The sequence below is a fragment of the Billgrantia gudaonensis genome, from assembly GCF_900100195.1.
GTDB lineage: Bacteria > Pseudomonadota > Gammaproteobacteria > Pseudomonadales > Halomonadaceae > Halomonas > Halomonas gudaonensis.
In genome coordinates this window covers 1-22,904 of the sequence record NZ_FNES01000010.1, presented here as the reverse complement: position 1 = coordinate 22,904, position 22,904 = coordinate 1, and the positions used below count along the sequence as shown (strand labels likewise).

Genomic DNA, 22,904 nt, shown 5'->3' with positions numbered 1-22,904 from the left:
AGTCATGGCGTTTCTCCTGGGTGCGGGATCACCACCAGCAGCGTTTCCACTCGATCCACCGGCTTCTGATTTCCCCTCTGCCAGGATTGGTATCAGCGTGGTAGTAGATTTTGCCGTCCGAGCGCCGAATGGCTTTGCTCATGGCGTTGGGCAAGCCGTGCAGTCCATATGGCACTGCTTCGGGCATGCCGGGATGGTAAAACCGGCAGATGATGGGAACATCAATGGGCGGTAGGGCTTGGCCTAGGAGGATGTAGCCGTTGGTCATGTTGCGTATCCTCCTGTCGCTTCTCAGCGAGTGGATGGGTGGGCACTGCCAGCATCACTGTATAAGAAAACAGTCGGCAGTGCCAACCGGAAAGCCAGGCCTGGACTAGAAGTCCTCGACGGGCGCCTGCTCGGCCTTCTCCTGGAAACGATTCAACTGCCGCGCCGGCAAGTAGAAGGTCGTTTCCAGCGTCGGCCCCCAGTAGTCATCCTCGTAGACGTACACGTCGGACGCCCGCATGCCGGGAGACATATCCAGCAACAGCTCCTCGACACTGGCCGATTCTCGAATCCGGCCAAGCCCGGCTTGGTCGACCATCGTCATGCCGATGTACCCATGCCGCAGTTGTTCCGTCTCGAACTCGCTCAGTGCGAGCTGCAGACTGCGCTCATCGCTGAACGTCCCTTCGTGGATATGCTGCACCATATCAAAGGTACCGGCCGGCCCTTCTGCGTAGACCAGTGCGAAATTCCGCACGAGCGCGCCCACCACTGAGGCATACAGATCGTCGCTGTAATCCGCCAATAGCGCGGCGCTGACCAGCGTTCCGTCGTCGGCGAAAAACAGCTGCCCCTGGAACTGGCGCTCCAGAAAGGCCACGCCGTCATGACACAGTGCCCAGGCGCCCAGATCGTCGGAACAGTCGTAGTAGCCTTGGCTGCGCGGAAATTGATCGATGTGCTGCCCGTAGTGCCAGTCCTTGAAAAGCCGGGTGCCTTGTTCGGCAGCAGCCCATGTCGAAACCAACAATCCTGCGCCCAATGCAGCGACGGCAATCCAAGGTTTGCCCATTACCCTGCTCCCTGCCAGTGATGTCATACCCAACCCCTCCCGCTTTCCTCTGGTTATTTTGCTGACTTGACCCAATTCGATAGTGCGCGAGAGCCCTTCACTGCCTAACGAAAGTCGGTGCCGCAAGATGCCCGGTGTCGAGCGCCCCAGGAGCTGCCATCACCCTTCGTCAGCTCTCACTCCGCTCTGGGCCTTCCGAGACCACCCTACCCTAATTTCCATTAGCGAAGCACCCCAGAAATGATCGTATGCGCCGTTCTGGAACCCTGCGGCCACTTTGTTCGCGCTCGGCCCCGCCACGTTGAGCGCCTCGATGTCGTGCCGTTCGATGAAGCGAGCGGCGATCTCAGCAGATCGGACTTCGTCGATCTCGGCGGCGTCGAGTGCACCACGGTCGGTACCCACTGCCCTACCTCTGGGGTTCTCGCAGCTCTTCACTAACCCTGTTCAGTGACGGCCTTGTCTAGGCTCACCGATGGGATAAGGCATCAGTGCAGCAACCGTATTGGGAAGTTGCTTACCTTCAGAGCAAAGCCTGTGGCCACAGATCAGAGCATCCACCAAGACACGAAGACAACGGCCCTCTACTTGCCCATTGCATCCCAAGCCTATCCATGTATAACGGCGAAATCTGTCAGAGCTACTTGTCGATCGAGTGACAACCGATGTGGCGTTACTCGTTCGTTCCGCCCGTCTGGGCAAAGGCTTGCAGCAACACCGTCTTATAAGGACAACAATGATAGATGGAACACAGTAACCGTCGTCTCGCCATTCAGGCCTGGCTTCTGATTCTACTCACCAGCAGTTTCCTGGTGGGTCTTAGCAGCCTGCTGCTCGACCTCATTGCTCACCTGCCGCTGCCTCCTCAGTGGCGCCTGAGCCCTGATGGTACCCTCGCCGTACTGCTAGCTAGCTTCGGCCTTCTGGCCCTGCTTCGCCACAAGTCACGATGGCGGCGCATTGCAGGGGGCCTCATGGTCGCGCTGGGAGGTTACAGTCTCGGCTATCAACTCCTTATCCCGATAACCGATGCTGCCTCGTCATGGCTCGCCGGGCACCCCGGCCTAGAGCCTGTACCAGCCACTCTGGTTCTGATACTGGGAGCGTGCTGCTTTCTGTCTCCGGCATCTGACCACACACGGCGCTACTATCGCATGATCGGCTGGGTGTCGAGCGGCATTGGCGCGGCCACGCTCGTGTATCCGCTGACCACCAATATGCCCCCTGCACCGGTTGTAGGCCTGACCTCAATGGGCAGCGTGTTCTGCCTGCTCTTGGGCATCGGTCTATTGATCATGGCCCACCAGCGAACCTATCCGACACTGTCTCTGCCCCGATCTGCCGTTATCGCCGGAATAATCGGCGTTACAGGCAGCCTATTGATCTGGCTAACCAGCAATTGGATGCAGTACCACGCCCGCGTTGCTGAAGCCGATAAGCTGGTCAACAACATCGCCGACGGCATGGAACAGCGCGTCGAGGTACGTGCCCGCCTCATTGAGCGCCTCGCAGCACGCTGGCTGACGTTAGGAGAGCGGCCCAGCCGCCCCATCCAGCAGGTCGAAATGCGTTCCCTGATGAACGACGAGCCCAGCTTGCAAGCCATCGCCTACTTAGGGCCTGAATCACAGACCCGGTGGCGTGTTGGACGCACACCGGAAGACCTTCTATGGCTAATGGACCAGCTGACTGACTCAGCGACGCTTGGCTGGCTACGTCAACAGAACGAGTTGAGGCGGCGTATCCACTGGCGCTTTCCTGATCCTGAACGCAGCAGCCACGGGCTTCTCTCGGTAACTCTCGACGGCGGCCAGAACAGCATGCTCGCCGCCATCGACTTTGCCGAAATCGTCAACATGCAGCGTCACCTGGACACAGGGGGCTTTACAGTCACCTACAGCTCACATGGCAGGACCTGGGGCACACTATCCGCCAAAGACTGGCATGAGGGCACTATCCCGGGCCCACTTGCCTCCCGTGAAGTGGCGTTACCGGGTGGTCCGATGTTCACTGTCTCCGCACTTGACGGTCCGCTCTCGCTGACCAGTCTACCCGGAGCGCTGCCGGTGACCTTTGGTCTGCTGGGCTTGGTGTTCACGTACCAACTGATCATCAGCCGTGCGCTCGTCGCAATTCGTGACGCTCAGGCCAGCGCCCTGCAGCTCAGTGAGCAGCGCTTCCGGTCACTGTTCACGCAGAACCCGGATGCTGTCTTCGCTCTCGATAAGAATGGTAACTACCGCAGCTTCAACCCAGCTACTGAATCGATAGTCGGGTTCCGCGAAAGGGAAATATTGGGACAGCATTTCCACAGCGTCATCAGCGCACCTGCCTGTGCCCAGGAGGACATCAAGCAGACAGAGACCGCCTTCCGCATTGCCTCCCAAGGGCGTCCCCATACCTACTCCATGTGCTATACCCGCAAAGGGATGGCGCCGAAGCACCTGGAGGTGCTGATGCTGCCCATCATCGTCAATGGAGAAGTTGACGGGGTCTTCGGCATCGCCAAGGACATCACTGCGCGCGTGGCTGCCGAGGAGCGGTTGCGCATTCTGGAGCGTAGCCTTGAGGCCAGCAGTAATGGTGCCGTGATCCTCGACGTCCGCGAGGACCGAAAGCCGGTGGTTTACGTGAACCCGGCGTTCACGCGCATCACCGGCTATCTAGAGCAGGAAGTGATAGGCCACCCACCCGCCTTTCTCGCTGGCGATGAGACAGATCCCCGGGATATCGAACAAATTCACGAAGCGATCCGTCTCGGGGACAGCCTGTCAACCACGGTACGTGCCTATCGTCGCGACGGCACTGCCTTCTGGAATCAGCTGTTCCTGTCGCCGGTGCGCGATGACCAGCAGCGCGTCACGCACTTCGTGAGCATCATGAACGATATCTCCGAACGCAAGGAACAGGAGAGTCAACTGGCCTATCAGGCCACCCACGATGTGCTGACCGGCCTCGGCAACCGCGCTCTGTTCAGCGACCGCCTCGCCCATGACGTGGAACTAGCGGCGCGTAACGGGCAAACACTGGCCGTGTTGTTCATCGACCTCGATGGATTCAAACCCATCAATGATACGCTCGGCCACAAGGTGGGTGATCAACTGTTGATCAGTGTTTCAGAACGGCTGAGGCAGGACCTGCGAACCAGTGATACACTCGTTCGTCTGGGCGGTGATGAGTTCGTACTACTGCTTCCCGACCTCAACCACGCCAGCGAAGCCGAGGAGGTCGCCGTTCGGCTTCTGGAGGAGCTCAACAAGGCCCACCGGGTGAGCGGGCACGAGCTGCACGTTTCGGCCAGCATCGGCATCGCCGTAAACTATTCAGGACTCGATGAACCAGAGCGATTGCTACAACACGCCGACATGGCGATGTACAAGGCCAAGCAACAGGGCCGAAACACCTACCAGCTCTACACCGAAGATCTCGACAATAAGCTGAGCCGACGCGTCACCCTGCGCAGCGAGCTTCAGGAAGCCATCGAACATGGCCAGCTTAGCCTGCACTACCAGCCTCTGTTGGATCGTGAGAATCGCGTCGTGGGACTAGAAGCCCTGGTACGCTGGCATCACCACAGCAAAGGTTTCATCTCGCCAGCAACCTTCATTCCCATGGCAGAGGAAACCGGCCAGATCATCCCGCTGAGCCGCTGGGTGATGCGGAAGGCCTGCCAGGATGCTCAACGCCTGGTGACTCAGGGTCTACTCGCAGGCCGTATGGCCATCAACCTGTCGCCTCTTCAGTTTCACCGACCCAACTTCCTCAGCACGTTACGCAACGTTCTAGACGAAACAGGCCTAGCACCGACGCATCTGGAGCTGGAACTTACCGAAGGCATCTTGATGCACGATACCGATGGAGCCATCGATATTCTGCACGCCCTGAACGGCATGGAGGTCAGTACCAGTATCGATGACTTCGGCACCGGCTTCTCCAGCCTCAGCTATCTGCGCGACCTGCCCATCGACAAGATCAAGATCGACCGGAGCTTTGTCAAGAGTGCCGCCAAGAGCGACAAGAACGCTGCCATCTGCCAAGGTGTCATCACGCTGGCTCAGGAGCTCGATCTCAGAGTGGTTGCCGAGGGTATCGAAACGGCTGAGCAGCACGACTACCTGATGTCACTAGGCTGCGAGGTATTCCAGGGTTACCTGTTTGCCAGACCAATGCCCCTGGACAGCCTCAGTTCTTGGCTGGCAGCGCCATCGTCGTGAACAGACAACGTTGAGCTGCTCTCGCTCGGACGGATGGCGTTGAATCGTAGAGCTCCATGCCCCCCGTCCACTGGGAATGCGACACATCCGATCACCGCGCCTACCCCAGCCGCTAATACCCGGGAACTACTTCAACCGCTTACCCGAATGCCAGACCGCCAAACGCTATAATAGTCCGGGGCGCCTGATTGACGCCCCGGAAAGAAAGGGTCCTGATTGACTTAGAAGGACTCCCACTCCTCAACCTTGTCTTGAGAGGCGCCGTCTGCCCGCGTCGATTTGCCGGCGCTCGAGCTTCTCAAAGTGGTGAGTGACTGCTGATTTTCCTGAGCGCCTGTACCAGGGAGCGCCCGTTGACCTCCAGCGGGGCTCTTCTGCACCTTGCTGGAGGGGAGAGAACGCACCGGTGATGCGGTGTCTTCACGTAGCTGGAAAGTAGCCACAAGGTCTGCCAGGCGAGACGCTTCATCTTCCAGTGAAGCTGCAGCCGTACTGGTTTGCTCTACCAACGAGACATTCTGCTGTGTCGCGCTATCCATTTGATTGACAGCCGTCGACACCTGGTTGATACCGCTCTCCTGTTCCTGCACGGCATTCTGGATCTCCTGCATCATGGCCGTGACCTGTTGGATCGCCTGCATGGTAGCTTCCATTTCATCCCGTGTCTGACCCGATTGCTCGGCACCGGCGGCAATATTCTGGGTGATCTCCTCGATGATCGTACGGATTTCCTTGGAAGATTCAGCAGAGTTGGCCGCCAGTTTGCGTACTTCGCCCGCCACTACTGCGAAGCCGCGGCCATGCTCACCGGCTCTGGCGGCTTCAACGGATGCATTCAGCGCCAGGATGTTGGTCTGGAAGGCAATATCCTCGATGGCACCGATGATATCCTGCACTCGGCGTGAGCTGGCTTCCATGGTTCCCATCAGTTGCGAGGTGCGGATCACCGCTTCACGAGATTCTTTCGCCTTATCGACCGTCTCTTCGCTGAGTCGATTGGCTGAGGTTGCGGACTCGCTGGTCTGGCGCACCGTGGAGTTCATCTCCTCCATGCTGGTGGCCGTTTCTTGCAGCGCCGAAGCCTGTTCTTCGGTACGGGTTGCGAGATCCTCGCTGCCCGCCGCTATCTCGCGGGAGCTGTGCGCCACTTGATCGCCGCTTTGGCGCAGCATGCCGATGATCTCGATAAGACGGCTTTGCATCTCCTCAAGCGCCTGATTCAGAGTGCTGATCTCGTTCCGGCCATGAACCTCGATATGGTTGGTGAGATCCCCCTTGGCAATCTGGGCACAGATATTGCCAGCACGCCTCAGTGGCGCCACCAGCAGTCTCTGCATGCCAGCATAGCCCCCAACGGCCAGCAAGGCAGCAACCAGCAGGAGTACCGCCGTCACTATAATGGATTGCTGCACGCTGCTATTGGCATCCGCCTGCATCTCAGCAGCACGCTCCTCGGCGTAGCCCGCGAACGCACGAATACTATCCGAGAAAGCTGGGCCAAGAGTATTGAGCCGTTGACGTTCCTGTCGCACTACGGCGACATCGCCACTTTCGATGGCCTCGGTCAGCTCAGGTGTGACCAGCTCTTCGAAGGTCTCAACCACGGCCTCGAAGTAGGGGTAGCGACGCTGAGACGCATCAATATCGACATCACGAAACTCCTCGAACCGAGTTCTGGCACGCTCGAGACTCTCTTGTGTCTGATTGAGCGCGGTGCCGGCCATCTCAGTATCACCGCTCCGGGAAAACTCTTCATAACGTGACATGCGCAACCGCATCTCCAGGAGGTTGGACTCCATGCGGTTGGCAGTGTTGGCTTGATCGACGCTGATCTCAGCCAACTCATTGATATCACTCTCAAGAGCTAGTTCACCTCGAATCGAGACAGCACCGATGATGGCTGTCATTCCGATCATGATCAGCAGCAGTGTAGTCAGCAGGGTCTTTAGAGTAATGTTTCTCATAGCATTCTCTTTTGTATACATTTCTGAAGGAGCGGCCACTCTGTCTAAGTGCCTATTCCTCTCCCACTCCTTTGTATCGACGTTACAGCATGAGCCTTTAGTCTCGGCACTCGATAAAAATTGAGGCTGGTGACCATCCCATGACGGTCATTCGGGGGCTCGGTGAAAGGCGTGTGACTCAGCGTGGTATACGAGAACATGCCAATGAAAAGAGTCTGGGTAGCGCCTATCCCAGACAGGGTTCAGAGACTGCTTGTCCGGTGTGAACGTGGGACGCTTCACCAAGGAGCGGATGAAATGACATCAGATGGGGCATCCCTCCCATAGCCTCTACCCAGGCGCACCGATGTCTCGGAGCAATCGGACAGAAGGTAGAAAGCTCATCTGCCGGTCCTGAGGCTAGTAACGAGTTCAGTGGATGGTTTGCGGCATCGGTGGCTTGACTGCTCTTCCCAGCAATCACGGACCCGAAGGATGTCGGGCAGGCAGCGGAAGAAGGCGTCTACCAATGCGGGGTCGAAATGTTTGCCGGCCTGCTGGCGTATAAGGTTGGTCGCCTCCTCCATCGGCCAAGCCTTCTTGTAAGGACGCTCGCTAGTGAGAGCGTCGAAAACATCGGCAATGGCGGCTATGCGGGCCGACAGGGGAATCCACTCTCCGGCGAGACCTCTCGGGTAACCGCTGCCATCCCACTTCTCGTGGTGACACAGTGCCACTTCCCGTGCCATGTCCAGCAGGTCGGAGCCATCCTCCCCGATAATTTCGGCCCCTATCTCGGCATGGGTCTGCATGATGGCCCATTCTTCGGCATCGAGTTTGCCCGGCTTCTGCAGAATGGAATCCGGAATGCCGATCTTGCCGACGTCATGCATGGGCGCAGCATTGAGCAGGGTATCCGCCCAGACATCGCCCATTCGGAATGCCAGGGCGATGAGGCGCGAATAGTGGCTCATACGAATCACATGAAGGCCGGTTTCGTTATCTTTGTATTCCGCGGCTCGCCCCAGTCGCTGAACTACAGCCAGCCGGGTTTCTATCAGCTCGTCTACTCGTACCAGCGAGAGATGGTTCTGGACCCTGGCGCGAACGATGGGCGCACTGACCGGCTTGGTAATGTAATCCACGGCCCCGAGTTCGAACCCCCGGGTTTCATCCTCCACATCGGATAGGGCGGTTACAAAAATGACCGGAATGTGGAGGGTACGCTGATCCCTCTTCAAAGCTTCGCAGACCTCATGACCCGACAAACCAGGCATCATGACATCCAGCAGAATCAAGTCCGGTGTTTCGGCACAGGCAATCTGTAGTGCCCGTTCGCCATCCCGAGCGAACAGCAACCGGTAGTGGGTTGAGAGAATGTTACGCAGCACCTGAAGGTTGGCAGGTTCGTCATCAACGAGAAGAAGGGTCCGCGTATCGGTCAGCATGGATAATCCTCAAGAGGTCAGGCGGAACTGGGTCAGTATCCGGGCGGCTTTCTCCGGTTCGAAGTCGGCCAGTGCCGCTGTCGCCTCTCCGCACTCCGGTTCAGGCAGGGCTGACTGGATCAGATCAACGGCCTGATTGGGAATTTCACCATGGTTGAGTTGTTCGACGAGTGTATCGATGGCTCTGTGATCCAGTGGCTTCTCTGGCTTTTCCGGAGCAGCCTTCCGCTCTTTATTCGGCTGACAATCTAGCCACTGCTCGGCGGCCCTGAAGCGCTCTATGAATTGTTGCCACTGCCGCTTGCTGACGGTTTCACCCTGCTGAATGATGGACTCTATGGTGGCGAGGGTGCGTGCCAAGTCACTGAATCCTAGGTTACCGGCCGTTCCCCGCATACGGTGGGCCAGATCTCGGACTCGCTTGCGGTCTTGCTCGTGGCAGAGCTCCTCGAGCTGGCTGTGTGGCATCGCCAGAAACTGTCTTGCCGCTTCTCGGTGGGTGGCTTCATCCGGCCACAGTTGCTCAATGACAGTCTTATCAATGATACCGCCCTCAGCTGGCGCTGGCGCCGGCGCTTCAGCAACAATGACGCCCAGGTCCAAAAGACGGGCGATTTCCGCCGTCAGCCCCAGCACGTTGATGGGCTTGATGGCAAAACCGTCCATACCCGCGTGAGAAGCATCCCGACGGTCGTCTTCCAATACGCTGGCAGTGAGAGCAATCACCGGCGTGCGGGGCAGCTGACGCTCCGCCTCTTGTTGGCGTATGGCCCGGGTAGCTTCATGGCCGTTCATTGTCGGCATCTGAACATCCATAAGCACCACATCAAAGGGCTGTTCAGCGTAACGGGCAAGGGCCTCTTGCCCATCTTCCGCCGTGACCACCCTATGCTGACGCTGCTCCAGCAGCGTTTTCAGCAGCTCCAGGTTCTGGGGAACGTCATCGGCCACCAGTACATTCAACGGGGGAAGTGGGGTTTCCTGATCGGGTTTGGCCTCAATGGCTACCGCCTGTCCGAGCGCCAGGGGCAGGCTCAGGTGAAAGCAAGTTCCCTCACCCGGGCTACTCACCACGGTGATCCGGCCGCCCATGAGTTCCGTGAGCTGCCGTGCAATGGTAGTTCCCAAGCCTGTACCGCCGAAACGTCGAGTCATGCTGGCATCGGCTTGGACAAAGGGCTCGAATATCGTGCCGATACGCTCAGCAGGAATCCCGATTCCAGTATCCACCACCTCCAGTGTAACACCGCCTGTTTCGGGCTGGCCTACCCTCACGGTGACACCACCGCTTTCGGTAAATTTGACCGCATTGCTGACGAGGTTGAGCACCACCTGCTGAATACGCAGTGGGTCGCCGCGGAAGTACTCCGGCGCTTGATAATCCAGCTTCAGGTACAGTCCCTTGCGCTGTGCATTCAGAGATTGGGTGGCAATGACCTGCTCGCACACACTGTGCAGGGAAAAATCCTTTTCCTCGAGTTCCGTATGGCCACCATCGAGTTTAGCCGTATCCAGTATGTCGTTCAGCAATGCCAACAGTGATCGAGCCGAGTTCTTGACAATGCCCAAATGCTTGGCCTGTGACGGTTCCAGCGGTGTGTTCAGCACCAGGTCGGTAAAGCCGATAATGGAATTCATTGGCGTACGAATTTCATGGCTCATATTGGCCAGGAAGCTGCTTTTGGCTTCGGCAGCTTGCTCGGCGGCTTCCTTTGCCTGGCGTAGGTCATTCTCCATGCGGACCCGTTCGGAAACATCTGTCAGGAAGCCGACAAAGGTGCTGCGCCCATCGATGCGGGCCTCGCCGATGGCCAGACGCACGGGAATCTGCTGCCCATCCTTGCGCAGCGCCATCACTCGTCTGCCGGTACCAATGATCTTGCGCTCGCCGGTACGCAGGTAATTCTCCAGGTAGCGATCGTGGGCATCACGGTGAGGATTGGGCATCAGCATGTTGACGTTATGGCCGATCACCTCCTGGGCGCTGTACCCTAATATGCGCTCTGCGGATTCGTTGAAAGAGAGCACGGTGCCCCGTTCCGATATCTTGATGATGCCGTCAACCGCCGCATCTGCCGTTGTCTGCAGTTCGCTGGCTATCTCTTGACTGTGCTTCAGCAGATTGCGATAGCGGGCAATGGCATTGACGCTGGCTGCCAGCAGACTGAAGGCGATGGTAATGCATGCAATGGTCAGTGACAGCACCGTGTGGCGCTGGCTGCCAGGCATGAAGTCTGGGGCCGGGGTGCCGATAAATCGAGCCGCTTCCATGGCAGTGTAGTGCATGCCGGCAATGGCCAGCCCCATGATGGCTCCTGCGGTTAAGCGTTGTTTATAACCTCTCAACCCACGCTGGTGACGCAGCCCAAAACTGACCCACAGAGCCAAAGTCCCCAGTACTACCGCTACCACGATAGAAACGACGAATAGGACAGGGTCATACCGCAGCGCCGGACCGATCTCCATGGCCGCCATGCCCAAGTAGTGCATGGCACCGATGCCAGTGCCAACAGCCAGCCCTCCTACCACCAGCTTCGGCAGCGTAAGATCGTGACGTGACAGCAGACTGAGGGTAACCCACGAGGCAATCAGGCTGGGCACCGCCGACAACGCAGTGATGCCCAAGTGATAATGAACATGGGTCGGTATCTGGAACGCCAGCATACCGATAAAGTGCATGGACCAGATTCCTAGCCCCAAGGAAGCAGACCCACTGACCAAGTGCAGACGCTCCATGAAAGGTGCCCGGCTTCGCCGTGCGGCACCAGCCAGTGTCATGGCCATATAGGAAGCCCCTATGGCAATCACCAGGGACAGAGTGACCAGCCACAGATCGTACTGGCCAGTGACCAGCTTCTCGGGAGCGGGCCCGAGAACGAAGAAATGATCCAGTGAAAGCAACGTTGAATCCTTTCTGTCGGCGGTCAATGAATGGTGGGCTTGGTTGTGAGTATGGGAGCGTATCGTATTATTTTTGATAGGCTGCCCGGTTACGCCCGTTCTGCTTCGCGGTATAGAGTGCTTTATCGGCACGCTTGATGGCCAGCTTGAGTGATGTCTCTCCAGCGTTGACAAGGGTCACACCCAGAGAGATGGAGTAGGCCAGGGTGCCGTCGCGGGAGATGCTACGACCAACCTTGGCGGGGGCTCTTTCTATCGCCTGGCGAAGACGCTCGGCGACCTGCATGGCTTGTTTCTCCCCCGTACCGGGCAGCATGATCGCGAACTCCTCACCCCCCATACGGCACAGCACGTCGCCGTCGCGAAGCATCTGACGGGTCAGGTGGGCGAACTCCTGCAGCACCAGATCCCCCACGTCGTGGCCATAGGTGTCGTTGATGCGCTTGAAGTGGTCGAGGTCGATGGCGATCAGCGATAGTGGGGCCCCGCTGCGCTCCGCGCGGGCGATCTCCATGGTCGCCTGGTCTTCCAGGTAGCGGCGGTTGCCCAAGCCGGTGAGCGGATCGGTCATCGCCTGCTCGGCCAGCCGCTCTTCCAGTTTCTTGCGCTCGCTCAGGTCGAAGACCGTGGCACGCGAATACTGGAAGCCGTCCTCGGTGACGTGGGCAGTGGCCTGGATCACCACCGGGAGGCGGGTTCCATCTCGACACAGCAGTTCGCATTCGGCCGCTCCCTCCTGCCCGAGACCCAGCACTTGCTGGAAGGCCTGATCGAAAGCCGCACGGGTCTCCGGAGTAACGAAGTCACGATAGCAGCGCTTGCCGATCACCTCCTCGGCACGATAGCCCAGCCACTCGAGCTCGGTACGGTTGATCTTGAGTACCCGGCCATCGCTGTCGAGCGAATGGTAGCCACAGGGCGCGTGTTCATAGAGGTCCTGAACCTCATCGGCGTTCTGGCGCGCTTCTCGCGAGAACTGCAGGGCTCGCTGCCGTAGCGATCTCAAGCGATGGTTACTGAGCACCCAGAACACACCGAAGGCCACCGACAGCAGATAGACCAGAGCGATAGCCAGTAGCTGAACCGGGCTCTCACTCAGCAAATCCGTCAGACCCGGCTTCGGCATCAGGACCCCGAGACGCCAGGGCTGTGTCTCCACCTCGCTGGTGATCATCCCGGCTTGACTGCGGTAATGATGAGTGCGGATATCGTGGCTACGAAATCCCAGCAGATGCTCATCCAGTATGACCATGCCTTGGTTGCTCGCCGACATGGCCTGCCAGATAGCCGGCCTTTCGTTTGCCAGTGCTCGACCGAACGGGACTCTATGCGCCTCGTCACCGGGTAGCAACCAGGTTCCCTGTGCATCGACCAGGAGGGCTTCTCCCTGGCTATCCTCCCTGACATGCGGCAGAGTGGCGGTGAATCGCGACCAGTCGAGCGTGAACATCAAAACGCCTAGACGCTGCCCGCGATCATCGAAGACCGGTGTCGCGATATCGATCACGGCCGTCCTTGGCTTATCCCTGGCCCTGGAAGCCCCCAAGTGTGGCGGCGAGACATAGAGATCGCGCTGCTGCAACAACATGGCCTCCTGAAAGGCACTCGTCGCGCCGTAATCGACCACTGGAGGTAGTGACAGCAGTGGGGTCGCGGTCGCTGCAACCATTGCATGGCCATTGGCATCGATCAGCGCCAGCCTCGTGTAGCGGCCAAAATGAGTCAGCAGCGTGTCGAAGAGCGCCTCCAACTGCTCTCGATCATGCTGTAACGCAATATCCCGTGTCGGCGTCAGGGCCGCCTGCTGTCTTCCCAGAAAACGGCCCAGCAACGGAAACTCCGCGGTGGCCAGCACCTGGTTGAGGCTTTCGTTCATGCCCTGAAGCAGCATGTCGTATTCGGACTCGAGCCAGGCCTCTGCCGCTTGGCGCGTGCTGTCGACCCGTTCCTCGAGGTGAGCGGCAAAGATCGGATACAGCGTGACGGTGACGAGTACCACGGGGAGTAGCGTCGCCACGACCAGTCGGGCCCAGAGCACTTTCAGCATCAATGGCAAAGCCTCTCGTCAAGCCAGGCTCGGATCGAAGCCAGGCAGGTTACCCAAATTGTCAGTGGTGGCAGGGCAACAGCCGCCCGGCATGAAACCCTTGCACCGACTGGTGAAGTATCCAGCAAATGCACATCGGCATCACCCCTGATGCCGTCCTGCCATCGTTGGACGTGACTGCCTGCTTCGCGCTTGACGAAACGCTAGCCAGGCTGAGACAAGAACGCCGTATCCACCAAGGAGATATCAATGGCCGATATCCGTCACCTGCTCAACGTCACCGAGCATGGCTACGGCAAAACACCACTGCTGATGATCCATGGCTTCGGCTGCGACAAGACTGCCTGGCGGCGGCTGATGCCTTATCTCGAAGATAGCTACCGTCTGATTTTGCTGGATCTCGCCGGCTTCGGCGGTTCAACTCCCGAAGCCTTCGAGGCCGAACGCCATGCCACTCCAGCAGGGCATGCCGAGGACATGGCGACACTGTGCGATGAGCTGGAGCTTGAGAACGCTGTAATGCTAGGCCACTCCATTGGGGGCACCATTGGCATGATCGCCTCCACCCTGCGCCCCGGTGCTTTCCGCCAGCTGGTCATGGTGTGCAGTTCGGCCCGCTACCTGGATGACCAGCCCGACTACCGCGGTGGTTACAGCCAGGAGCAGCTCGATGGGTTGATGCAGCTGATGGAGCAGAACTATCTCGACTGGGCAAGCACACTGTCGCGGGTGGCACTCGGTGATGCCGCCACGAGGTCACGCGAACATGACCTGCGCGAGCGCTTCCTGGCAATAGACCCAGAGGTGTTGCGGCCGTTGGCACGCAGCATCTTCCTGGGAGATACCCGCCACCTTCTGCCTCAGGTCAGCGTGCCCAGCCTGATCGTGCAGACCGCGCGAGATGCCATCGTCCCGATGGAAGCCGCAGAATACCTTCAAGCCAATCTGCCAGACAGCGAGCTAGTGGTGCTGGACACCGGCGGCCACTATCCACAACTGACCGACCCCGCAGCTCTGGCCGAAGTGCTGCCATCCAGGCTGACCCTGCATGGAAGCGCCTCATAATGCGCCCCCGGGCAGCAGACTTTGCCCGCTGGTGGCATCACGCCCCAAGCGGGCAGGTCATTGTCGATGAACAAGGCCTCATCTTACAGGCCAACCAGACAATCAGCGACTGGATGGCACTGCCCGTGAGTTACCTTTACAACCGCCCGGCCAGTGAGCTCTTCACCCCTGAAGCGCGCATGCTCTATCTCGGTCTACTCGCCTATCGGGTTGCCGAAGATGGTGCGGCCGACGAGGTGCACCTCACGCTGCGCGTGGAAGGTGATGCGCCCCTACCGGTGCTTTGCAGTGCCCGCCAGATGACACACCAGAGTGCCGACCTGGTACTGCTGTCGATGCTGCCGATTGCCCGCAAGGACAGCCTTGAGCGTGAGCTGATCCAGGCACGCCAAGAGGCCCAGCTCGCTCTGGAGGAGAAGAACGCTGTCATCGCCGAACTGAAATCGGTGCGCTCGGCCCTGGAGTCACAGCGCGAGGAGCTGAAGAGCCTCACCATGAGGCTTGGCCATGAGGCCAGAAGCGATGCGCTTACCGGCCTACCCAACCGCCGCCATTTCGATAGCGTCCTCCAGCAGCTTTTGCTGACGCTGGCTGTCAACCGAGGCCCAGCCTCCCTCAGCGTGGCCCTTCTGGACGTCGATCACTTCAAGCCAGTCAATGACCAGTATGGACATGCCGTTGGTGACAGGGTGCTTCAGCAGCTCGCCCAACTGCTATCTTCGCAATTGCGGGGTCGTGATCTTGCTGCACGCATTGGTGGCGAAGAGTTTGCCTTGCTGATGCCAGACACGTCGCATGCGGAGGCCAGCGTCGCCATGGATCGCCTGCGTCGTGCCATCGAGATATATCCCTGGCAACCCGTGCCGATCACCGTCAGCATTGGCTTGACCAGTTTCCGGGCGGGGGACACACAAGACAGCCTGATGGCGCGTGCCGATGCCGCTCTGTACTCGGCCAAGCACCAGGGACGAAATCGCGTCGCCAAACGGTGAAAGGGAGTGAGTCATGCGAGTCGGATTGGCCGACCTGAGCGAACGGGGCGATGCCCACTTACCCTACCGGGTACGCGATGTCGCAATGGACGTCGGCCTGCTGATGGTGGCTACCATCTTCACTCTGCTGGGAGGCACCGGCCTTCTAGGCCATCTTGCTGGCATAGACTACCCACTGAACGGGCTGATGGTAGCCGACGCTGCACTCACTGGATTCCTGGCCGGCCTCGGCCTGCTGGGATGGCTGTACGGCAAGCGCTGGTTGTCTTGCCTCTCTGCCCTGCCTCTGGTGCTCATCACGCTATACACTCTGATCCACAACGGCTTGGCAGGCGGCCCCTGGGCTGGTGAGTCCTGGGTCTCGGGTGGCCCGAGAACTCTCTCGGCAGCGGCACTCCTGCTGTTTTTAGCCGCGTTATGCACTGCCCTGGGCATGTCGCGCCCTTGGCACCGGCTGGTGTGGGCAGGCAGCGGGCTGCTGGCATTGAGCGCGGGCAGCTTTTCCCTACTGTTACTGATACTGCCGGACAGCCGGATTGGCTGGTCAGAGGGCTTCGTGTCAGCCCCCGTGCTCGCCACTCTCTATGCTCTGCTAGGCGGCCTCGCCTTCACTGGCGCCGCCTGGCGTGGGAGTCGCCCCATGCTTCCCCTCGGCCCGCTGCCCCGACTCGCCGCCGTAGCCGGGGTCATGGTGAGCTGTCTGGCCTGGTACACCCTGAGCTGGAGTGCCCAGAGTGATATCCAGCGCCAGGCCACCACCCTGCTGGACAATGCGGCTCTCAATGCCGGCCGCACCATGCAGTCTCAGCTGGAACTCATCGAGCGACTCTCATGGCGCCAGGGGCTTCTTGATCCACCGCTGGCCCACATGCTGTGGGAGCACGATATCAGTGCCTTTTTCCAACATGAACCGCACCTGGAGGCTCTGGGAATCATTAGTCCCGCTGGAGAACTCGAGGCCTTGCATGCCCAGACTGAGCACGACCATCAAGCCCTGCTTCACGCCTTGACCACACCGACTATCCGCGACTGGCTATCGCTGACCTGGCAGGAACCCAAGGCACTCATGGCTCCCAGTGCGCCCATGACGATATTGCTCTCCGCCCCACTGAGTGGCGGTGCCGGTAATCTGATTGCCAAACTGAACCTGGCCCGCCTGCTGGAGCGTGAGTTGGGCGTACAACTGGGAATGTTCCGGCTCACCATCGGTGGCGACATGCCGTATCTGGTATTGAGACAACCCGGACGAGCCACAACGGAAAGTGCCGAGCGCCCGCTGCCGCACTTGGGTCAGCGCCATGTCGGCCTCCCCGGCGGTACCCGCCTGACCCTCGACGCGCACATGGACTCCGTGTCGAGCATGCTGCGCGCCGGGATCATGCCCGGCGGTTTCGCGATTGCCGGACTGACGCTCAGCTATCTATTAGCGCTGAGTCTGGGCCTGGTCAGGCTGGTGATGGGGCGTTCCCAGGAGCTGATGGCGGCCCGGCAGCGCCTCGAGGCCCAATACGACCTCGAACAGCGTTACCGCTCGCTTTACCTCTATCATCCCGATGGCGTCTTTTCACTCGACCGCAACGGGTGCGTCGTCACTGCCAACGACGCTTGCACTGAGATCACCGGACGACCCAACGAAGAGATGCTCGGTAACCATTTCTCCTGCCTGCTGAAGCCTGAGGATGTCGAACGCATTCAGGTGATCTATGACGCAACTCTGAGCGGTCAGACCAAGCGTGCGGAGCTGCAAATACAGCATCGCGACGGCCGCCTCAGATCCCTGAACCTGACCACCATGCCGATCATCGTCGAAGGCGTGACTCAAGGCGTGTTCGGCATTGCCAAGGACATTACCCAGCAGCGTGAACAGGAAGCCCAACTCGCCTATCAAGCGACCCATGACTTGCTGACCGGTTTATCCAACCACTCCGCCTTCGACAAGTGTCTGGAGGAGACCTGCCAGCGGCTCCAGCAGAACGGAGGCTTGCTGGTAGTGATGCATCTCGATCTCGATGGATTCAAGGCAGTCAACGACGGATTGGGTTACCACATTGGCAACCAGCTGCTGATGGCGGTGGCCAAGCGGTTGCGCCATCTGGTGGGGGAAGACGATGGCCTGGCTCGCCTCACCGGCGACGAGTTCGCCCTGCTGTTCACCAGTCTCGACGGTTGTCAGGCTGGAGTCGACATGGCCGAGCGGGTACTGAATACCCTCTCGATGCCTTACAAGATCGAAGGTTACCCCGTCCACATCAGTGTCAGCATCGGCATCGCCTGCAACTGCGATTCCGTCGAACGTCCCCATGAGCTGATGCAACGCGCCGATCTGGCCATGGCCGATGCCAAGCAGCAGGGACGCAATACCTGGCACTGGTATCAGGGCGACGTGCAGCGGATCACCGAAGAGTCGGTGCTGTTGCGCCACGATCTTTACGCGGCGCTGAGCCGCGATCAGTTCGAGCTCTACTACCAGCCTATCGTCGAGGCAGAAAACGGCCACATCCGCGGGCTGGAGGCACTGATCCGCTGGCATCATCCCGAAAAGGGCATGATCTCACCGGGGGTCTTCATCCCGCTGGCCGAGCAGACCGGCCAGATCATCCCTCTGGGTCGCTGGATATTGCATCGCGCTTGCCGGGATGCGGCAGCCATGTGCGCTACAGGCGAGCGTGTGGTGCCAGTGGCTGTCAACATCTCGTCACTGCAGTTCCGGCGTACAGGCTTTCTAGCGGATGTAGAACAGGCACTGACCGAGTCCGGCCTACCACCTGAGCTTCTTGAACTGGAGGTGACCGAAAGTATTCTGCTGGACGGCGTTGACCACGCTGTCGAGCTGATCAACCAGCTCAAGTCGAAGGGCATCAAGGTCGCCCTCGATGACTTCGGTACCGGCTTCTCCAGCCTCAGCTACCTGCGAGACCTGCCAATTCACAAGGTCAAGCTGGACCGCTCTTTTATCCATGACATTGCGGACAACCGAAACAGTGCCGCCATCGTGCAGGGCATCATCACCATGGCCCACCACCTGGAGCTGGTGGTGGTCGCCGAAGGGATCGAAGAGCGCGAGCAGCAGCAGGATCTGAAGCGCCGCCAGTGTGATCTAGTCCAGGGTTTCTATTTCGCCAAACCCATGCCACAGAATGCCATCGTGGCACTGCCGGGTCAGTTACCTGCACCTGTTGGTCTCTGAGAGTTACACAGATCGCTGACTATTCCTGTCTGGGTAACCTTTGTCTGTGTCATTTTGTTTTTGTCGTGGACCACCCCACCTTGTTATTGACCAGTTGTTCAACAATACTGGTCCGAGACCCGATAACAGAGTTCCCATCATGCCTGGTCCCCCGCCCTTTTCCACATCCCCCACCAAGGTGGCGACGGTACCGCTGATTGCCGAAGATTGCCTGACAGCGTTTTCGCGGGGTAGCAAGGCGCTGATGACCATGGAGCACTGGGCAGATGGTGTCGACCGACTGCTGACCGAACTGGGTCCCGTCACCGGAGCCAGCCGTGTCTGGATCCTTCAGCTGGTGGAGATAAAACCCGATAAGATCATCCAGGATTACGTTTTCGAGTGGGCCTCGTCGGAACGTTATCGGTTGCTGAACCAGTATCGTTTCCGGTTCTTTGCTTCGTCTCTTGATGAACCCGAGTATCAGCGGCTCGTGGAGGAGCGACAGATGGGCTGTCGTCATGACTTCTGTACCTCCATGATGCCGGAGGGCCCCATCAAGCGTCATCTCGAGAATCAAGCGACTCTCTCGATGGCCAGTGTCCCCATCTTCGTGAACGGTCGCTGGTGGGGCACGCTGGGCGTCGATGACTGCGAGCGAGCCGTGAGCTGGGCCGGCCCCGGCCTCGATCTGCTGGAGTCGGCAGCGCAGATGATCGCCGCGGCACTCTACCGCTATCAGTTGAACCATCGCTCGCGTCAGGTCGAGCTATTTCACAAGGTCACCGACTGCGGCGTCTGGGAGGTCAGCCTGCGGAATGGACGCGCGTGGTGCTCCCAGGGCCTCAAGGTGGCATTGGGCTATCCCGAGACCTTCCCGAGGATGCCGGTAAGACGCCTGGCGGCTCGCCTTCACCCAGAGGATCGTGCGTTGGTCTGGTCACGGTTACGAGAGGCGCGAAATGCTCCCGAGCCAACTCAGTTCCGTCTCGACGCCCGCGTTCGACTCGCCGACAATGCGTGGTCCTGGTACGAAATCATTGCCGAGATGCAGTACAACGAGCAGGGCGAGCCGGTGGCCTTGGCGGGAGTGCTGGTCGATATCGGCAGACGAAAGCAAGAGGAAGAGCGAGCTCAGGCCGCTTCAGAGCGCGATGCGCTGACCGGCGCGCTCAACCGGCGAGGCCTGGACCGGCGGATGATGGAGTGCGTAGCTACATCGTCCCGACACCTGATCCTGTTCGACATCGATCACTTCAAACAGATCAATGATACCCATGGGCACCTTGTCGGGGATGCCTTGCTGGAACAATTAGCGGACCGGCTCCAGCATGAGCTTCGGCCCGAGGACTGCCTAATCCGCCTGGGTGGCGAGGAGTTCGCCGTTCTGGCGTCCGACATGCGGGACGAGCAGGCCATGGCGTTGGCTGATCGACTGCGCCGCCGTGTGGCCGATACGCCCTTCTGTGTTGAGGTGCCTGGGGAAGGGTCTGCGGTGCTTGCCAGCATGACGATCAGCCTCGGCGTAGCCCGCCAGTCTCGCGATAACGCCGAAGCCCTCGGACAGCTGATGGCAGAGGCCGACCAGGCGCTCTACGCCGCAAAACACGCGGGACGCAACACACTCGTCGCCTACGATGCCACCGCTGCCGAAAGAACACAGTCCAGTGCAGCAGGTGGTTGAGACAGCGCCCCGTCACGCGTAAGGGCGACCCCATCATTATCTTCACAGCCGCCCCCAGAGGTTATGTCAACGCCATTGAAGGCTGTCCAAGAAAAGCGCCGCACCCCCTTTACGGACTTATAGCTCCGGCGTCGACAAAGCCGTGGCATCCGTATGACCAGACGCCAGGGCTGAGTGCCCTGGTCGCTGATGATGGTACCGGCCTGGCTACGGTAGTTGTGGTGACCTTCTTCCCAGTAACCGGTTTCAGGGGTAGGCATCAAAATATTTCTAAGCTGGTCATGTTTTCTTTTATCAAGCCAGATTTTCAGATTAGGAAATCCCACTTAGGCCGATAATACCTACTCATCAGCTCCGGCTAGTACCGAACGCACGCACCCCGAGCCCATAGTGCTTTGTATCGGCCTTGCACAGGTATGACGCCCTATAGAAGGCCCGTTGGAAGCTCTCCGCATCATCCCGATCAATCCAGTACACAGGGTTCTGCGGGACATGAATCCAGGGTTCCTGGTGGCTCCACGCCACCCCCAGCGCGCTGTACCAGGCCCGGGAGACTCGGTTGAAGAGATTTTCGTTGGGGGAGCCTATCCTCCCGGGCAGGTGATAGGCATCGCGGTTAAGCATCAGGAATAAGTGATAATGCGGCTTGCCATTGCTGCCGACCTCACGGCACCAGACGTAGCGAACCCTAGTATTCGGTACCCATCCGCTTCGGCGCTTTATTTCACGCTCGTGCTTGATAATGGCCTTGAAGGAAGTGATGAACTTACGGATCAGCACCTGATGGTCCCGCAGCGTCATCCTGTCACTAATCGCGGTAGGTATGACTGGATCGACTCTGAAGGCCAGCACTCGAGGGTAGTCGCTGATGGCACGCTCCAGCGTGACCTGGAGCGCTTGCAGGTATTCACTCACCATCGGCAAGGATTCCGGCTGGATCTCCATCCCGTTGAACGAGGCGTAGTGGCTCAGATGCAGGTTGAGATTGGTAGGGTGTTTCGTTGTCATTTCAAATCTCCGGTGACATGGGTAAAAGCCCATGCCTTGTTGGTCATGGGCGCAGATAGCAGGCACGATGAATCCTCCAGCTGGCTGCTGGATTAAGGGTTGGTAGGTGGATGGATGTTGCTGTTGCTTTCCTCTTGTTCTGTTGGGCTCGGGGCTGGAGGCCCCTCCCCTGTCCCTTTTTTATTAGGGTAATAACAATTAAACAAGGGTCGAAAATGCTGATGTGGTGATCAGCGATGCAGGTGGGCTCTGGTGGACATGATGGGTAAGGGGTAGAAACTCGACTCTTTCATTAAATCAGTAATATCTGAATAGCCAAGCCCTAGCGGGAATCACCATCTCGGCGCTCGATCCCTTTTTGAATCCACGCCTCGACCTCACTCTCGACCCAGGCAACCGCCCGAGTGGTGAGCTTGACGGATTTGGGGAAAATCCCAAGGTTCATGTACTTGTAGACCGTGGATCTGCCGAGGCCGGTGCGGGCCATGACTTCCTTCATGCGGATCAGCTTCATGCTCATGACGAACTCCTGTTATTCGTTCATGAGATGAAGGCCGCCAGTAATTTTATTTGATACCAATCCCTACCGATGTCCAAACATCCTGAAGCCTTGGCCATGAGGTCGGAATTGGCACGTTCCACCTGCTTCAGCGTGACTCCGGTCGCTGCTGATGTGCTGCTGCTATACACGATGCACATTGCATGCAGGACGAGGAGCTAGAGGACCGAGCTCCGGCACTCACTGATCCTGGATAGCGTGGAGCCCTCTCAAACACGCCCTACTCTAAGACTGCCATGAATCAGTCTACGCCCACACTTTGGCTCGGCGCAGGCGCAGGCGCAGACGCAGGCGAAGGCGCAGGCGCAGGCGCAGGCGCAGGCGCAGGCGCAGGCGCAGGCGCAGGCGATAATAATCAATGACTTAGTAAATAAAAGACGTTGTTTCAAAACAACGTCACGAAACGTTGTTACGGAACGCTGTTACGATACGTAGTTAATCAACGTTGTAAGATGACGTTGTTGTGTTAACCTGTACGCAGCGGAGTCTGTCAACATAGTTGGCATATGAAATAGTTCTGGCTCTTTAAAACCCTGCTGCCTGCGGCACTGGGTCCCGCTCGGGATTCAGGTGCACGATCTCAGGCAGGCTGAGCTTCCGGATGTCACCCGACCAGCGCTCCGGGTGACGCTGCTTCGCCGCCTCGAAGACCTCCCGGCGCTGGGCCAGGATGCCTTTGGCCTCGCCGTTATGACGCTGGCTCGGCGTGACGTAGCGAAGGGCGCTGTGCCGGTGCTCGTGGTTGTACCACTCGGTAAATTGCTGAACCCAGTCCTGAGCCTCGGCCAGGGTGGCGAAGCCGTCAGCGGGGAAGCCC

Annotated in this window: 14 protein-coding genes; 5 read left to right on the top strand and 9 right to left on the bottom strand. The window is 59.0% G+C overall.

Annotated elements, in window-relative coordinates; genetic code table 11:
- Positions 1-28: 28 nt before the first annotated feature.
- Both BLP96_RS12390 and BLP96_RS12385 read right to left on the bottom strand, forming a co-directional pair.
- Entirely contained in the window at positions 29-268 is a 240-nt protein-coding gene (locus BLP96_RS12390; RefSeq protein ID WP_089686623.1) for a hypothetical protein, read from the bottom strand.
- A gap of 105 nt (positions 269-373) precedes the next feature.
- The gene (locus BLP96_RS12385; RefSeq protein ID WP_143005105.1) at positions 374-1,087 is read right to left on the bottom strand and encodes a hypothetical protein; all 714 of its coding nucleotides are present in this window, start codon (positions 1,085-1,087) and stop codon (positions 374-376) included.
- A 716-nt stretch (positions 1,088-1,803) separates the two neighbouring features.
- Here BLP96_RS12385 and BLP96_RS12375 point away from each other — a divergent pair.
- Entirely contained in the window at positions 1,804-5,274 is a 3,471-nt protein-coding gene (locus BLP96_RS12375; protein ID WP_089686617.1) for a sensor domain-containing protein, read from the top strand.
- Positions 5,275-5,495: 221 nt separating this feature from the next.
- Here the strand turns inward: BLP96_RS12375 and BLP96_RS12370 are convergent, their stop codons facing one another.
- The 4 genes from BLP96_RS12370 to BLP96_RS12355 form a co-directional block, all read right to left on the bottom strand.
- On the bottom strand, positions 5,496-7,238 hold the full coding sequence (locus BLP96_RS12370; RefSeq protein ID WP_176761520.1) for a methyl-accepting chemotaxis protein: 1,743 nt from the start codon (positions 7,236-7,238) through the stop codon (positions 5,496-5,498).
- Between the two features lie 380 nt (positions 7,239-7,618).
- The gene (locus tag BLP96_RS12365; RefSeq protein ID WP_089686613.1) at positions 7,619-8,665 is read right to left on the bottom strand and encodes a response regulator; all 1,047 of its coding nucleotides are present in this window, start codon (positions 8,663-8,665) and stop codon (positions 7,619-7,621) included.
- A gap of 9 nt (positions 8,666-8,674) precedes the next feature.
- A complete protein-coding gene (locus BLP96_RS12360; RefSeq protein ID WP_089686611.1) occupies positions 8,675-11,566 on the bottom strand; it encodes an MHYT domain-containing protein in 2,892 nt (963 codons plus the stop codon).
- 67 nt (positions 11,567-11,633) lie between these two features.
- Positions 11,634-13,613 carry a sensor domain-containing diguanylate cyclase gene (locus BLP96_RS12355; RefSeq protein WP_245682242.1) on the bottom strand — a complete coding sequence of 660 codons (1,980 nt, stop codon included), beginning with the start codon at positions 13,611-13,613 and terminating at the stop codon, positions 11,634-11,636.
- Between the two features lie 249 nt (positions 13,614-13,862).
- On the opposite strand from BLP96_RS12355, the gene BLP96_RS12350 reads away from it, so the two are divergent.
- The 4 genes from BLP96_RS12350 to BLP96_RS12335 all read left to right on the top strand — a co-directional run bounded on the left by BLP96_RS12350 (position 13,863) and on the right by BLP96_RS12335 (position 20,520).
- The gene (locus BLP96_RS12350; protein WP_089686607.1) at positions 13,863-14,678 is read left to right on the top strand and encodes an alpha/beta fold hydrolase; all 816 of its coding nucleotides are present in this window, start codon (positions 13,863-13,865) and stop codon (positions 14,676-14,678) included.
- On the top strand, positions 14,678-15,670 hold the full coding sequence (locus tag BLP96_RS12345) for a GGDEF domain-containing protein (RefSeq protein WP_089686605.1): 993 nt from the start codon (positions 14,678-14,680) through the stop codon (positions 15,668-15,670). Before BLP96_RS12350 ends, BLP96_RS12345 begins: the two co-directional genes overlap by 1 nt.
- Before the next feature lie 13 nt (positions 15,671-15,683).
- Positions 15,684-18,857 carry a putative bifunctional diguanylate cyclase/phosphodiesterase gene (locus tag BLP96_RS12340; RefSeq protein ID WP_245682241.1) on the top strand — a complete coding sequence of 1,058 codons (3,174 nt, stop codon included), beginning with the start codon at positions 15,684-15,686 and terminating at the stop codon, positions 18,855-18,857.
- Positions 18,858-19,101: 244 nt separating this feature from the next.
- Positions 19,102-20,520 carry a sensor domain-containing diguanylate cyclase gene (locus BLP96_RS12335; protein WP_176761519.1) on the top strand — a complete coding sequence of 473 codons (1,419 nt, stop codon included), beginning with the start codon at positions 19,102-19,104 and terminating at the stop codon, positions 20,518-20,520.
- A 348-nt stretch (positions 20,521-20,868) separates the two neighbouring features.
- Here BLP96_RS12335 and BLP96_RS12330 read toward each other — a convergent pair whose 3' ends face one another.
- From BLP96_RS12330 to BLP96_RS12320, 3 genes are all read right to left on the bottom strand, one after another.
- Entirely contained in the window at positions 20,869-21,528 is a 660-nt protein-coding gene (locus BLP96_RS12330) for an inovirus Gp2 family protein (RefSeq protein ID WP_176761518.1), read from the bottom strand.
- A gap of 322 nt (positions 21,529-21,850) precedes the next feature.
- Positions 21,851-22,048 carry a helix-turn-helix transcriptional regulator gene (locus BLP96_RS12325; RefSeq protein WP_218118609.1) on the bottom strand — a complete coding sequence of 66 codons (198 nt, stop codon included), beginning with the start codon at positions 22,046-22,048 and terminating at the stop codon, positions 21,851-21,853.
- A gap of 564 nt (positions 22,049-22,612) precedes the next feature.
- The coding region (locus BLP96_RS12320) for an integrase core domain-containing protein (RefSeq protein WP_143005101.1) at positions 22,613-22,904 on the bottom strand (292 nt) is incomplete at its 5' end.